Below are 15911 nucleotides of genomic sequence, written 5' to 3' on the forward strand. Positions count from 1 at the left end.
AATGCTATTCAACGAGATTATCGGACAGGCAGTCATCAAACGAAGCCTCATCAACACCGTAAAAGAAAACCGTGTCAGCCATGCACAGCTTTTTCTTGGGCCGGAGGGCAGTGGAAGCTTAGCCTTGGCCGTGGCTTATGCGCAGTACCTCAATTGTGACAACAAACAGCCTGATGACAGCTGCGGCGAATGTGCCTCTTGCCGCAAGTACAATAAGCTTATCCATCCCGACCTGCATTTTTCTTATCCCTTCTTTGCCAAACACAAGGAAGATACGGCAGCAACGTACGCGGACGCGTGGCGGAAGGCCTTTTTGAATAATCCATACCTTGGCCTTGACCATTGGCGCAGTCAGCTTGATGCCGAAAATAAACAGGCCAATATCAATATTGCCGAGGCCCATCATATCATCAAAAAACTAAGCTTGAAAGCTTATGAGGCCGAATATAAGGTGCTCATCATGTGGCTGCCCGAATACCTCGATACGCAGGGCAATGCCTTGCTGAAACTCATCGAGGAGCCGCCGGCAAAGACACTGTTCCTACTGGTGGCCGAACAGCAGGAAAAAATATTGAACACCATCATCTCCCGCACGCAATTGGTGAAGATAAACCGCCTTGCCGATGCGGAGATCAGCAGCTACCTGATGAATAGCCGGCAGTTAAACAAGCAGCAGGCCGACGAAATCGCGTTCATCAGCAATGGCAGTGTGCAACAGGCGCTCAACCTGCTGGGCGACGATACAAACGGGCATTTTGATTTGATGATCCGCTGGCTACGCTACTGTGTGACAGACGCCGGGGCTGCGCTGATCAAAACCTGTGATGAAGAATTATCGAAAATGGGACGTGAAAACCAAAAAAGTTTCTTACTTTACGCCATCAATATGATGCGGCAGGTGGTGTTGCTGAAGGAAGGGATGACTCGATTGGTCCACCTGCCCGGTGCCGAATGGGATTTTGCACAGAAGTTTAGCAAGCATTACCAGCTGACGCAGATCGAACGGGCTATCAGCCTGTTTGAGGAGGCGTACTATCATGTCGAACGCAACGCGAATCCGAAAATATTATTTTTAGATTTATCTTTGCAACTGGTTTTAATATATAAATATCAAACGTTCCGCCAGCTGGCGGACTCAACATATAGCGATAACTATGGGATGTAGCAGTTGCTCATCCGGCGGAGGGTGTGGAAGTACACCGGCAGGATGTCAAAACAACGGCGCCTGCATGACGAGCGGATGCAATAAATTGGATGTATACGATTGGCTGGCCGACATGGACATGCCAACAAATTATAAACCTTTCAATATCGTGGAGGTGCGGTTTAAGGGGTCTCGGAAAGACTTTTACGTTAACCACGAAAACCTTTACCTCGAGATGGGCGAAATGGTGGCCGTAGAGCCCAATACCGGGGGATATGACATTGGCCATGTGTCCATGACGGGAGAGTTGGTCAGGCTGCAATTGAAGAAAAACAACGTAGACCCAGCCAGCGTGACGAAAAAGGTGTACCGGAAAGTGACCGACGCCGACATCAAGAAATGGCAGGCTGCCAAGGACCTCGAATGGGAAACCATGCACCGGGCGCGTAAGCTGGCGCTCGACCTGGGACTGTCCATGAAAATCAGCGATGTCGATTACCAGGGCGATAAGTCAAAAGCTACTTTTTATTATACCGCGGACGGCAGGGTGGACTTCCGTGAGCTGATCAAGCGCATGGCCGAGGCATTCCGTATCCGGATTGAGATGCGCCAAATCGGTATGCGCCAGGAGGCCAGCAGGCTGGGAGGTATCGGATCCTGCGGTAGGGAACTCTGCTGCTCTACGTGGCTTACCGACTTCAAGACGGTATCCACGTCGGCCGCCCGCTATCAAAACCTGTCGCTCAACACGCTGAAACTCGCGGGGCAATGCGGGAAACTGAAATGCTGCCTCAACTACGAGCTGGACAGCTACATGGACGCGTTGAAGGATATTCCCAACAACATCGAACGGATAGAGACCCAGAAAGGTGTGGCTTTCCTCCAGAAGACCGATATTTTCAAGAAACTGATGTGGTTTAGCTACCCCGGCGAAGAAAACTGGATTCCACTAACAACCGATAGGGTAAAGGAAATCCACCACCTGAACAAAGAGGGAATAAAACCGGAAGATATCGGAGCCGTTGTCATCGAGGCCGTGGCGGAGAAGGTGGTCAATTATGACTACGAAAATGTAGTGGGGCAGGATAGCCTGACGCGACTGGATGAGCGGAACAAGAAAAAGCGTAAGCAGGCAAAGAATAAACGTAAGCCAGAAGGGAAGAAACCGAAGCCGGGGCAAGAACAGCCAAAACAGGATAAGCCTGAAAGCCGGAACAAACCCGAAAGCCGGAAGGAACCGGCGAAGAAGCAGGCAGCTACGTCTAAAACGCCTGAAAATCAAACGCAAGACGGAAAGCCTGCTAAACCGAAAAGACGCTTTCGGGGTAACCGGAAAGGAAAAGCAGGGGGGCAGCAACCCAATGGACAAGCCAGCTAACGACAGATGCGCTACCTTTTGACTGCACGGTACGGATTATTGGGCATGATGATATTTGCCGCTTCCTGCACGGATACGGCGGTGTTGGACCAAAACGTGCCCATTACTGATCGCGCATGGCATTACGATGATCAGCCCCGCCTGACGGCGCATATTACGGATGCCGGCAAGCACTATAACATCTATCTCAATCTCCGGCATACGCCGGATTATAAGTATTCCAATATTTTCGTGCTCCTGCACCAACATCACCCCGATGGAAGCGATACAACCGAACGCTTTGAATTGCGCCTTGCCGAACCGGACGGCCGTTGGCTGGGTCGTGGCGGCGGAAGCTTGTACGCCCACCAACAGCTAATCAAGGAAGCTGTACGATTTCCGGATACGGGCAATTATGTGTTTGTCATCGAGCAGAACATGCGTGAAAATCCGCTTCGCGAGGTCGCCGATGTAGGCATTCGGATAACTCCGGTAAACTAGTTGTATTGTACGAGCCATGAAGAAATTACAACAAATCATCACCCACCCTTATTTTAGCTACGTATATCTTTTTGTCGTCGTGTTCTGTATCATTTGCCTGCTCGTGCTGCCGCAGGGACATCCGCTTACCACCGGTGCAGTAGCCGTGGGGCTTGCCCTCTTCGTGCTGCATCGCTACCGGAAGTACTTGCTTAGGAAGCAGGGTTAACCGGCTACAAAAAAAATCACCTAACCCGAAAACAATAATTCTTATCATTTGTTGTTGTGTCAGCTATATAACGCGGTGCGCGTTTAATAGCCCTGTCCGGTTATAATGAACCGCTATGCTTAGCCAATTAATTAAACAAAACACGCAATAAATTATGAGCACATTTCCATTAACTAATCGACAATCAAGCGTCGGCATTGCCCTGCTGTGGCTGGCGTTGTTGTGTCCAATTCTTGGGTATGCCCAAGCAGGAGGCATCCAAGGAAAAGTAGTAGACGAAAGCCAACAGCCGCTAGCGGGAGCCTCTGTGGTGATCAAAGAGCTGGACAGGCAGGCGGGTACCAACGCCGAAGGACTTTATTCGTTTACGAACGTCCCTTACGGGACATACACCCTGTCTGTGTCATTTATTGGCTACCAAAGCATGGAGCGCAGTGTGACGGTGTCAAGCGCGGAGCAACTGGTTGATTTCAACCTGGTATCCAGTGGCGAAAGCCTGGATGAAGTGGTAGTCATTGGCTACGGCACCGCCAGAAAGCAGGATGTCACCGGTTCGGTCGCGTCGTTGCAGCCCAAGGATTTTAACAAGGGGGTGATCGTTGCCCCCGACCAGTTAATGCAAGGCCGGACGGCAGGTGTGATGGTCATCAACAATACTGGTAAGCCTGGTGGCTCCACCACCGTGCGGATTCGGGGGAACTCGTCCATCCGTGCAGGGAACAACCCATTGTTTGTGGTGGATGGGATTCCCTTATCTGGTACCTCTGCGCGTCCAGGGGGACAGGGGGGATATAGCTCTGACGGAGGCAATCCACTTAATTACCTTAATCCCAATGATATCGCAAGCATGGATATTTTGAAAGATGCGTCTGCTACAGCGATATACGGCTCGCGTGGTGCAAACGGCGTGGTACTCATTACCACCAAGCGTGGCCAAGCCGGCTCACCTACGCTGAACGTGCTCGCGTCGACCGGTATATCCAACGTACTGAGAAAGCCGGAGGTGCTGAATGCTGACGAGTTCAGGCAGGCTTTACAATTCTATACGCCAGATAATACCTCAGATTTCGGCGGCAATGAAAATGCATTCGATGCTATCATCCGATCCGCAGTTACGCAGAACTATTCGATGGACATCTCGGGCGGTAATGAGGATGGCCGGTATCGGATTTCGCTCGGCTACTTGGATCAAAATGGAATCATAGAGACCGATAGATTGAGAAAGTACACTGCCAACGTGAGTGGAAACTTCCGGTTTTTGGAGAGTAAGAAGTTACGGCTGGATTTTAATATTTTGGCGGCGCAGACGGATGAAAATAATGCACCCTTGGATGTGGATGTGGGCTTTACAGGCAACGTGATCTCCCAAGCGCTCCAATGGAACCCGACATTGCCCTTGCGGGATAGCAACGGCGAATTGGCGTTTCAGTCGCCCGATTTGAGAAATCCGCTCACAACGTTGACCGCATATAAAGATATTACCAAGGTAAATACTATTTTGGCCAGCATCGCTCCGTCCTTCAAGATTACCGATGAATTAGAGTATAAACTCATGTACAGCCTCACCCACCAAGCTGGGCGACGCACGGGGCGGTTTATTGCCGGAATGATCAATCCAACCGATGTGAACAACGGCTCTGCTTTTATCGGAAACGACACCGAAACCAATCACCAGCTCACGCATACGCTGTCGTTTGATAAGGAAATTACAAACGACTTGAGCCTTAATGCCGTGGTGGGCTATGAATATTTGAGTTTTGATACCCGGTGGAATTCAGTGAGCGGCAGTGGCTTCTCTGATTTGGAAGGGCTCGACTATTTTGACTATTTACAGTATTCCATTGCCAATAATAGAAATGCCAACTCCTTCAGGAGTCCGACCAATGAACTTCAATCGTACTTCGCAAGGGCAACTTTCAACTACCAGGATCGTTACTTGTTTACCGGGACGATTCGGCGAGACGGCTCTACGAAATTTGGCGAGAACAATAGATACGCCAACTTTCCTTCCCTCGCGTTCGCATGGAACATCTCCAACGAAGCATTCATGGAGGGGAATAGACTTTTCAGCAACTTGAAGCTACGTTTGGGATGGGGTCAGACGGGTAATCAGGAGTTTCCATCGGGCGCTTCGCGGGATCGTTATGTGTTCAGTGCTCAGAGTATTGCACAAGCCAATTACGGTAACCCGGATTTACGATGGGAGAGTTCGGCTACCATCAATGCCGGCATTGATTTTGGATTGTTCCAAAACAGGCTTTCCGGCTCAATCGACTATTTCCGCAAGGCAACCACGGATGCCCTGTTTGAACAAACCCTCGCCCAACCAGCTCCCAGCGGCCGGATATGGGTCAACTTGGATGGAGAGATCATTAATGAGGGTGTGGAATTGGCACTAATGGGCAATGTTGTCCAACGCGAGAACTGGAATTGGAATCTGGGCGTGAACGCGACTTATCTGGAGAACCGGGTGGACGGCCTACTTGGTTATTATGAAACCGCAGCCCTTCGGGGACAGGGATTTTCCGGTGTACTGGGACAACGGATGGTGAGTGGGCAGCCGCTCAACGTGTGGTATCTAGCGCAGTTTGAAGGCATTGATCCCGCAACCGGAACCAGCATATATAGAGGCCTCGATGGGACGGTGGGCACGGATGTGGATCCTGCACTAAACAAGTTTTATTTGGGAAGTCCCAATCCTAAGTATTTACTGGGAATCTCCACCGACGTTAGCTATAAACGGTTTAGTCTCAATGTCAACATGCATGGTGCGTTTGGCCACTACCTGTTCAACAATACCATGGCCACGGTGTTGGGCGTGAATAACCTGTCTAACCGGAATATTGGCCGCCGTTTCTTTGATATGCAGGCGGGAGAATCGACCTCCAATTCGGCGGCACCTTCCAGCCGGTATCTGGAAAAAGGAGATTTTCTGAAAATGTCGAATATGACGTTGAGCTATAACGTGGGCAACATCGGCAACACCATCAGAAATCTGAATGTATCGCTCACGGGGCAGAACTTGTTTGTACTCACCGGTTACAACGGATTCGATCCTGAAGTGAATACCGACGGTACAACCAATGGAGTGCCTTCGTTGGGTATTGAGTATCTCCCTTACCCGCCTGCCAGAACGTTTCTTTTAGGTGTTAATTTCTCATTGTAGCAAAACTTGGAATCATGAACACAATTAAATTATATCGTACCATTTTATTGGTCATTGCGGGACTGTCACTTTCCTGTACCGACTTGGACGAACAGCTTCGAAGTGAGTTGGAGCAAGGTGGGACAGACGTGAATACCTCGGATTTATTGATCGGAGCCTATCTGGCCTTGAATACGCCTTACCAACAGGAACAACGTTGGGTGTTGGAGGAAATATCTACCGATGCGGCCATCGCGCCTACTCGTGGTGGCGACTGGGATGACAATGGGATGCATCGGGCTATCCACCTCCATACATGGAACGCCGATAACGCGTACATGAACAATACATTCGTTAACTTGTTAACAGCACAGTTTCAGGCCTCCAACGTATTACGCAACAACCCGACGGCACAGCAAGCCGCCGAGGCGCGGTTTATCCGGGCACTGAGCATGTTTGATGTGCTGAACCTCTGGGGTGTGGTGCCTTACCGGGAAGATTTGGATGATTTTCGGACAAATCCTACGACATTGCAAACGCAGGAGGCCATCGATTTTATTGCAAGCGAGCTGAATGCGATCATGGGAGACCTCCCCAGCTCAAGTGCAGCGTATGTAGCCAACCAGAATGCGGCGAGGACGTTGTTAATGAAGTTATACCTGAATAAGGGCGTATTCCTGAACAGGGAAAACCCAACTTTCGAGGCGGCCGATATGAATCAGGTGATCGAATTGGCTAATCAGATTACGGCCAGCAACAGCTATACCGTCTCTGTTCCTGGCAGGTACTTCGATAATTTTGCGCCAAATAACCATGCCGTATCCACAGAAAACATCTTTACATTGTACAACGAAAACGGAGTACGGGGCGGGGCCGTCGATCGGACGTGGAATACGGTGGCCCACTACAACATGGTACCCGGTGGCTGGAACGGTTGGTGTACCCTTTCGGATTTTTATGATTTATATGATGAAGGTGATGAGCGGCTGGGGATTTACTACGAATATCCGGCAGACACAATGAGTAACCCGGATCGGCGGCGGAATGTAGGTTTTTTCATCGGCCAACAATACAACATGAGTACCGGCCGCCCGTTGAACGCCAGGAATCCTTCCAGCCAACCGCTGTCGTTTACACGGGAAGTAACCATCCGCACATCTGGAGCTACCCTGGAAACCGCAGGCATCCGCGTCATGAAGTATGCATTTGACTACAGTGTGCTTTCGGGACAGCGCAATAACGACTGGGTGGTCTTCCGGTATGCCGACGTGCTGTTGATGCAAGCAGAAGCGATACTTCGCGGTGGTACAGGTACCCCCGCCGAGGCACTTGCCTTGGTGAATACGATACGGACCAATCGTGGTGCAGCACCTTTTGCCACGCTTTCGCTGGATGATTTAATTGATGAGCGCGGCCGGGAGCTTTATTGGGAGGGCTGGCGGAGGCAGGATTTGATCCGCTTTGGTAAGTTCTTGGAACCGGGGCAGGTACGGACGACTGCTTCGGAACCACATCGTTTGGTATACCCCATCCCAAGCCAACAGATAGCGGTCAATCCAAATCTGCAACAGAATCCTGGATATTGATAGCAGCAAAGAATAAAGGCTAAACGAACGAGAATAACTTATCCGGACATGTAACCGCCCCGAATGTTTTCGGGGCGTTTTTTTTATGATTGCTGAGGATTTGCAAAATTTTGTTGCTGATAATCAGGGTTTTGATTTTTTATATACTACTATGTATTGCATAGTACAAACCAAAACATATATCTTTGTATTATGATAGTAGATAACACGCAGACCCAAATGAGGAAAGGGATACTGGAATACTGTATCCTTTCCATTATCTCGCGAGGCGAGATATATGCCTCAGACATCATCGGCGAGCTCAAAAAAGCAAGACTGCTGGTGGTAGAGGGTACTTTATATCCTTTGCTGACGCGGCTTAAAAATAACGGCTTACTGAGCTACAGTTGGAAAGAATCGACATCGGGCCCACCCCGTAAATATTACCAAATTACGCCAGCGGGGCTAGAGGTGCTTGGAAAATTAGACAGCACTTGGGAAGAGCTGGTCTTTGCCGTGCAGACATCCATGGAAGGTCGGCAGGGTGAAGGAAAGTAGGAAGGAAACATCATCAAATAAACAGGTAACAGACATCAGACAGTAAACGATAAAAACCACAAGAAAATGAACAGGACCATCATCATCAATATAAACGGCATCGTGTTCCACATCGAGGAAGATGCCTATGAAGTGCTTCGCTCGTATATGATCGATGTAAAAAAGCACTTCGGACACACGGCTGACAGCCACGAAATTGTCGGCGATATCGAAAACAGGATCGCCGAAATGTTTAATGAGCGGATTTTCCAGGGTAAGAAGGAAGTCATCACTATGGAGGATGTCAACGATGTTATCGCCCAAATGGGACGCGTGAGTGACTTCGAGACCGGCGACCAGCAAGAGGCCTACACCGAAGCATCATACGAGATACCCCACATGAGCGGGCAACGGAAGCTGATGCGCGACCCTGACGATAAGGTGTTCGGCGGGGTGTGTAGCGGCCTTGGGCATTACTTCGGTATCGAGGCCCGTTGGATACGGCTCATCCTCGTGCTGTTGTTCGTCTTTGGGGGTACTGGTCTCCTGCTGTATATCATCCTATGGATAGTCATGCCGCTTGCCCGTACGCGTGCAGATCGGATGGCTATGCGGGGCGAAGCGCCCAATTTGCAGAATTTCAAACGCAGTTTTCAGGAGGAAATGGAGGGCCTCCGATCAAATTTTACCGGGGCCGAGGCAGGGCTTAGAAGGGGTCTGGACTCGGCCGGCAATTTTCTTGTAAAGGCATTTGTCGTATTGGCTAAGGTCATCGGCGTATTGTTTATCGTAGGCTTATGCGGCGGCCTGGTAGTACTGGTCATCAGTATCGTGGCTTCCTTCGGCTTTCTCGGAGCGGACACGGATATGGCCATGTTTCCGCTGAACGTCATTGAACCGGGCTCCCGTACTCCCGTGCTGATTAGCGCGTTGGTGGTAGCAGTGATTCCATTCATAGCGCTTGTGGCATTAATTATCCGTATCTTATTCAATCGACCGGTGATGGGCCAATATACTGGATTCATACTGCTCGCCGCATGGCTGATAGCGGCAGGATTCACTATCGTATATGCTACGCGGACCGTCAATGACTTCCGCGAGGAGAGCACGGTAGTGGAAGAACAGCCGCTGGAAAGGCAGCCGGTTTATTACCTGTCCAAGAACGACCTCACCGTCATCCGGCTCCAAAATGATTCATTGGATAGGGCATCGCGCATCCGGCACCGTGCCACCATCCGCAACCGCAACTTCCTGGAATGGCAAAGCCGTATGCACATGCGCATTGTCAAAGTCGACTCCACGCAGACTCCTTCGGTCACCTACGAATATGTAGCACGCGGTGCTACCTATGAATTGGCTGCCGAACGTGCCGGTAAAATTGATTATCACTTCCAGCAACAGGGCGATAGCTTGATATTCGACAGTCATTTCAATATTGCAAATGAAGAGCTGATGCGTGATCAACGGCTTTACCTCAAACTGAACATCCCGGTAGGCACAAGGCTTATTATTGACAGGGAGCTGCGCCGTCACGTATCGGATTTGCCGTTTAACCAATGTGAAGGGCTTTATGGATATGCAGATGGAAATGCACCCGATAAAACAGAGTGGATAATGGCTGAATCGGGCCTGAAATGTGCGATCGCACCGTCGGCCATTGAAGAGGCCCCTGGGGCTGTCGATACCATGCAGGTCGACAGTATCGCAGACACTTCGGCATCGAACTGATGAAAAAACGACTGTTCGTCACCCCAAATAGGCATTTCGTCAAAAATAATTGGTGATAGTGAACGAAATCAAGTGCTTTGTATCTGCGTAGCAAAAAAATAAAAACGTACCATGCAACTTTTTGACCACATATGGCGTCATATGGACAAAAATAAACGATGTAGATAAAACACAGATAACAAAACAGCACCATACAGTTCTAAAATAAAAATCGCATAAAATACAGTAATTCAGTTGATTAAAAAGCGTTAGGCTTTTTGATAAGGGGGGTTCTGTACAGTTACTAAGCAACATGAAGCATTTTAAACACACACTTATAGCCTTTCTTCTTACGACAATTCTGGCGACTGCAGCGTACACCCAACAGGCTTCTATCGCGGGCCGGGTGCTCGATGAAAAGAACGCACCGCTGGATTTAGCCACCGTTAATTTATTGGCGGCAAGGGACTCGTCAGTGGTAAAGACGGCTTTCCCCGATGAAACCGGAAACTTCATGTTTACCGGGGTGCAGCAGGGTACATATTTGGTTAGGGCCGTATTGGTGGGATATGAAGACGCCTTGAGCGAAGTCGTAGAAATCGCGTCGGCGACAGCTGCAAAGAACCTTGCTCCCTTGGTCCTGAAAAATACCAATACGGTATTGGATGAAGTGGCGGTGACAGCACCGCAGCGGCCACTGGTAGAACGGAAACCCGACATGATGGTCGTCAACGTGGAAAATTCCACGCTGGCCGCCGGCAATACGGCAATGGATATTTTGGAGCGGTCACCTGGCGTGACTGTAGACAAGGATGACAACATCAGCCTGATGGGAAAACAGGGTGTGATCATCATGATCGATGGCAAGCAGACCTACCTGTCTGCCGAGCAGTTGGCCAACTTTCTGCGCAATACGGATGGCAATACCATCAAATCCATTGAGCTGATTACGAATCCCTCGTCCAAATATGACGCTTCGGGCACGGCGGGCATGATCAATATCGTGCTGAAGAAAAACCGGATGGCAGGCACGAATGGTACATTTACCGCGGGCACAGGATACGGGTTTGGCCATAAGGCAAACACGTCGTTGAACCTTAATCACAAAGTGAACCGGCTAAACGTGTTTGGTACCTATAGTTACATGGACAACGAAGGTGGTAATGAGATAGGCATTTTCCGTTCTATCGTGCAGCAGGATGTCAACACCGATTTCCAGCAATATACCGAGTTCAACCGGAGGAACAGAAACCACTCCTACCGGGCAGGGGTAGACTATAACACCTCCGACCGCAATGTGGTGGGCGTACTGCTAAGTGGCTACGCCAGTGGGAACGACAATAATAATTCGAGTAATACGTTGATAGGCCGTACCATCTTGTCGCCGGATTCAACGTTGTTTACTTCTTCGTTGTTTGACGGTAGCTACCGTAGCTTTGCAATCAACGCAAACAACCAGTTTACCATTGATAGCAATGGACGGAAATTGGTAGCTGACGTCGATGTATCGCGCTTTTCAAACCGGAATGATGCCGACTACAACAATACATTTTACTTGCCGTCGGGCGATATCAAGGGGCAGCCTTTGCTGTCGCGGAGCAATATGCCTACGATTATCAATATTCGCGTAGCTAAGGTAGATTATACCCACCCCTTTGGAAAGGGAAATAAAAATAAGATAGAAACCGGAATGAAATACAGCAACGTATCGTCAGACAATGATATGCGGTTTGAAAATCAGGTTGGCGGTGTATGGCAGAATGACGTGGGACGCACTAACCATTTCTTGTACGAGGAACAGGTCGCCGCGGCTTACTTAAATTACAGCACCACCTTAGGCAAGCTGGGCATCCAGGCTGGGTTGAGGAGCGAATACACGGTGTCTGATGGCAACTCCATCACCATGGCCAATCGCATCAAGCGGGATTATCTTGATTTTTTTCCAAGCGTATTCCTCAACTATAACATTTCGGATAATCATCAGACCGGCCTCTCGTACAGCAAACGGATCAATCGGCCAAATTATGGCAACCTCAATCCGTTCGAGTATTTTCTTGACCAATATACATCCGAACAGGGTAACCCCTACCTAAGGCCCGAATATACCCATGCCTTCGACTTTTCGTATACACTCATGCAGAAGTACCATTTGAGCGCCGGATATAACCGCACGAATGACGTTATTGCCGAGTCGATGGGACAGGATGATGTAACTAAGCGTACATGGGTGACACGCGATAATTTGGCTAAGCAGGAAATATGGTATGGCAATTTGAATGTGCCGGTAAAGGTGACCAAATTCTGGAATACCAACACCAATTTGAATGCCTTTTATATGGGTTTTGATGGTCCGCTGGGTGGAGAATACCTTAGCCAAGGACAGTTTGCCTGGCAGCTGAGAAGCAACCATACGTTTACCATTCTCCCGACCTTTACTGCCGAGACATCGGTCAACTACCAATCGTCCTTGGTTTATAGCATTTACCGTATCGGTTCGCAATGGTCTATCGATGCCGGGCTGAATAAGTCTTTCTACAATAAAAAAGCAAATTTGAAATTTTCCGTAAGCGACATCTTTGATACCCGCGTACAGGACGTGCGTACGCAGTATGCAAACTTGAATACGGTTATCAATCAAAAGAACGAGACAAGGGTTGCGCGGCTTACCTTCACCTACAGCTTTGGCAACATGAAAAACGGCGCCCGCCGTAATGATGGTCAGAGTGAGGAAAAAAGCCGTATAAATATGCCTTAGTGTGTTTGGGCATATAAATTTGTGGTTCGCCACCGCTGATGTGAATCGGCGGTGGTTTTTTGTTCACGTCCGAAATCCTTATGTTTGCCATATGCATCGCCGAGCTCGCATATTGAAAGCGTTAGCCACCCTCATTGTCTTCCTTTCTGTCGGTCTGGCACCTGCGCAGGAAATCCAGCGCATCGGTTCGCCGTTGGTGCAGCAATATGCCAAATCGGACTACAAAGCGGGGAATCAAAACTGGGCTGTCGCTACGGGGGAAAACGGTATCATGTATGTTGCCAATGCTGACGGATTGCTGGTTTTCGATGGCCAATACTGGGCGTTGCACCACCTGCCGAACAAGAGCACGGTACGGAGCGTGGCGGTAGACAGCGCCGGGCGGATATATACCGGAGGATTGGCCGAGTTTGGGTATTGGGAGGATTCGGGCTATGGACAGATGCGCTACACGTCCATAAGTCGGTTATTGGGAGGTGATGAACAGGTGCGGGATGAGGTATGGAAAATTATCATTGATGGCGACCGTGTGCTTTTTCAGTCGTTTTCTACCTTGTATATTTATGAGGATAATGCCCTACAGGCCATCAAAGGGCGTGGCGAACCATTTCTCTTTTTGCATCATGTGCGGGGACGTATGTTCATTGAGCTTATACCTTCGGGCCTTCATGAGCTAAAGGACGGTGAACTGGTCGCCCTAAAGGATAAGGACCTATTAAATGGGGCAAATATCCTGACAATGCTGCCCTTCGGGCGTGATGAGGTGCTTATCGGTACCGCTAAATCGGGCTTGTTTTTGATGGATAGTACATCCGCCATCCGCAAATGGCATAATGCCGCCGATGGTTTGCTGCAGGCAGCCCAGCTGAATAATGGTATGCGGGTGTTGCAGCACTATTATGCATTTGGCACCATACTCCAAGGCGTGGTGATTATGGACGAACAGGGGCATATCGTACAGCATGTTCATAAGGGAAATGGTTTGCAGAACAACACGGTGTTGGGGATTCATGCGGACCGCCAGCAGAATATTTGGGTTGGCCTCGACAATGGCATCGACCGGATCGAAATCAACGCGCCAATTTATTACTATGCAGACAACAGTGGCAGTATAGGCACCGTGTATGCGGCCCGGATATTTGGGGGTAACATCTATCTGGGTACCAACCAAGGGCTGTTTTACAGCCGGTGGCCTGCTGGCAAAAGCTACGAGCCTTTTACGTTTACATTGGTAGCAGGGTCGCAGGGCCAGGTGTGGGACCTCTCGGTAGTGGATGGCCAGCTGCTATGTGGCCACAACGATGGTACGTACAATGTGCTTGGCAATAAACTGGTACCCCTGTCATCCGTGACGGGAGGCTGGGCGCTTAGGCGACTACCGAACCAGCCGGATCGGCTATTGCAGGGTACATATACCGGCTTGGCGGTGTTTGACAGAACTGCGAGCGGCTGGCAATTTTCGCACCGCATCAGCGGATATAATGACCCCTCACAATTTATCGAGCCGGTATCGGACAACCGGGTATGGGCAAGCGGCTACCAAGGGCTGCGACTGCTCACATTGGACAACGCGTTTGCACGCGTGCAGCATACCCAGGTGTATGATTCGGCAAGTGGACTGCCGAAGAGCGCCTTTATCAATGTGTTTATGTTAGCGGGGCGTCCGGTATTTGCTACCGATAGCGGCTTCTATCGATATGATGACATTACCGATAGATTTTATGCTTATGACCAGTTAAATGGGCAACTGGGATCTTTCGCCGCTTCAAATAAAATCATTCATGCGGGCGCTAATCGGTACTGGTTTGTCAATCGCGGGCGTATTTCATGGGTCCATTTCGGGGAAAAAGGATCGATTCAAGTAGACTCCATGCAGTTTGCAACCCTCAATGGCCGGATGATGAATTTCTATGAAAGCATCAACCGAGTCAAAGATAAGGTATACCTGATCAGTCTGGACGATGGTTTTGCGATTTACCAAACAGCCGACTCGGTGGCGGCTAAACCGCGCTTGCCACTTCCGCTTATCCGTACCGTAAGTAACATTACCGATAGCCTCTCCAGTGCACAGTATACCGCCGATGCGGCTCCCGAAATCCCCTATCGGCACAACAATATTCGAATAAGCTACGCGCTCCCCTGGTATAGCGCGATTCCCCTGCGCTATCAGTTTTACCTGGAAGGCTACTCCCGTACATGGTCTGAATGGGATGAAGCCGCCCAAAAGGACTTTACCAACTTGCGGCACGGAGATTACGTCTTCAAGGTACGGGCTATGGCTCCCGACGGTATGCAATCCGGTATTACCGAATTCAGATTTACCATCCTGCCGCCATGGTACCTATCTTGGATAGCCCTGATGGTATACGCGCTGTCGTTCGTGCTTATCCTCCTCGCGGGAAGGGGATGGTATCGCCAGAAAATCCAAAAGCACCGGGAGCTGATACAAGCCAATATGGATAGAAAGCAACGGGAAGCACTGGCAAAAGAGGCCGAGCAAAATGAACAACGGCTCATGAAGCTCAAAAATGAGCAATTGGAGCGGGAGCTGGCCAGCAAAAACCGCGAATTGGCTAATACAGCAATGAGTATCGTATACAAAAACGAACTCCTCAATAACGTGCATGATGAGCTGCTCCAGCTCCGGGATAGCGACGGGCGAAAATTATCCAATGATCAGCTTCGCAAAATCAATAAAATCATTGAAGATGCACGTAGCGACGAACGGGATTGGAATGTCTTCGAAGAGAGTTTCAACGAAGCGCATGAAAATTTTTTCAAAAAACTTAAAGCTGATTACCCCGAATTGGTACCTAATGACTTAAAGTTGTGTGCCTACTTGCGGATGAATATGAGCAGTAAGGAAATAGCATCCTTACTCAATATCACGACACGCGGCGTGGAAATCAGACGGTACAGGCTGCGGAAGAAACTCAATATTCCCCATAACAAAAACCTTACGGAGTTTCTTCTGGAGCTCTAAATGCGTCGG

10 protein-coding genes are annotated in these 15911 nt (G+C 49.5%); all 10 read left to right on the forward strand.

The annotated features are described in order from the left end of the window. Position 1: 1 nt before the first annotated feature. The 10 genes from JHJ32_RS00775 to JHJ32_RS00820 all read left to right on the forward strand — a co-directional run bounded on the left by JHJ32_RS00775 (position 2) and on the right by JHJ32_RS00820 (position 15902). Complete coding sequence (locus JHJ32_RS00775; RefSeq protein WP_079717321.1) at positions 2-1165, forward strand: hypothetical protein; 1164 nt, start codon at positions 2-4, stop codon at positions 1163-1165. Between the two features lie 64 nt (positions 1166-1229). After that, positions 1230-2522, forward strand: coding sequence for a regulatory iron-sulfur-containing complex subunit RicT (locus JHJ32_RS00780; protein WP_233632420.1), 1293 nt, complete (start codon positions 1230-1232; stop codon positions 2520-2522). A 6-nt stretch (positions 2523-2528) separates the two neighbouring features. Further along, on the forward strand, positions 2529-3002 hold the full coding sequence (locus JHJ32_RS00785; protein WP_079717319.1) for a gliding motility lipoprotein GldH: 474 nt from the start codon (positions 2529-2531) through the stop codon (positions 3000-3002). Positions 3003-3018: 16 nt separating this feature from the next. Beyond that, complete coding sequence (locus JHJ32_RS00790; protein ID WP_079717318.1) at positions 3019-3210, forward strand: hypothetical protein; 192 nt, start codon at positions 3019-3021, stop codon at positions 3208-3210. Between the two features lie 154 nt (positions 3211-3364). Then, positions 3365-6376 carry a SusC/RagA family TonB-linked outer membrane protein gene (locus tag JHJ32_RS00795; RefSeq protein WP_079717317.1) on the forward strand — a complete coding sequence of 1004 codons (3012 nt, stop codon included), beginning with the start codon at positions 3365-3367 and terminating at the stop codon, positions 6374-6376. A gap of 14 nt (positions 6377-6390) precedes the next feature. After that, a complete protein-coding gene (locus tag JHJ32_RS00800) occupies positions 6391-7941 on the forward strand; it encodes a RagB/SusD family nutrient uptake outer membrane protein (RefSeq protein WP_200119214.1) in 1551 nt (516 codons plus the stop codon). 192 nt (positions 7942-8133) lie between these two features. Then, on the forward strand, positions 8134-8478 hold the full coding sequence (locus tag JHJ32_RS00805) for a PadR family transcriptional regulator (RefSeq protein ID WP_079717315.1): 345 nt from the start codon (positions 8134-8136) through the stop codon (positions 8476-8478). A 66-nt stretch (positions 8479-8544) separates the two neighbouring features. Further along, entirely contained in the window at positions 8545-10185 is a 1641-nt protein-coding gene (locus tag JHJ32_RS00810) for a PspC domain-containing protein (RefSeq protein WP_079717314.1), read from the forward strand. 292 nt (positions 10186-10477) lie between these two features. Continuing rightward, positions 10478-12919, forward strand: a complete 2442-nt coding sequence (locus tag JHJ32_RS00815; protein WP_200119216.1) for a TonB-dependent receptor — start codon at positions 10478-10480, stop codon at positions 12917-12919. A gap of 91 nt (positions 12920-13010) precedes the next feature. Continuing rightward, complete coding sequence (locus JHJ32_RS00820) at positions 13011-15902, forward strand: triple tyrosine motif-containing protein (RefSeq protein WP_200119218.1); 2892 nt, start codon at positions 13011-13013, stop codon at positions 15900-15902. Positions 15903-15911 lie beyond the last annotated feature (9 nt).

Origin of the sequence: Parapedobacter sp. ISTM3 (assembly GCF_016533505.1) — a bacterium.
GTDB lineage: Bacteria > Bacteroidota > Bacteroidia > Sphingobacteriales > Sphingobacteriaceae > Parapedobacter > Parapedobacter luteus.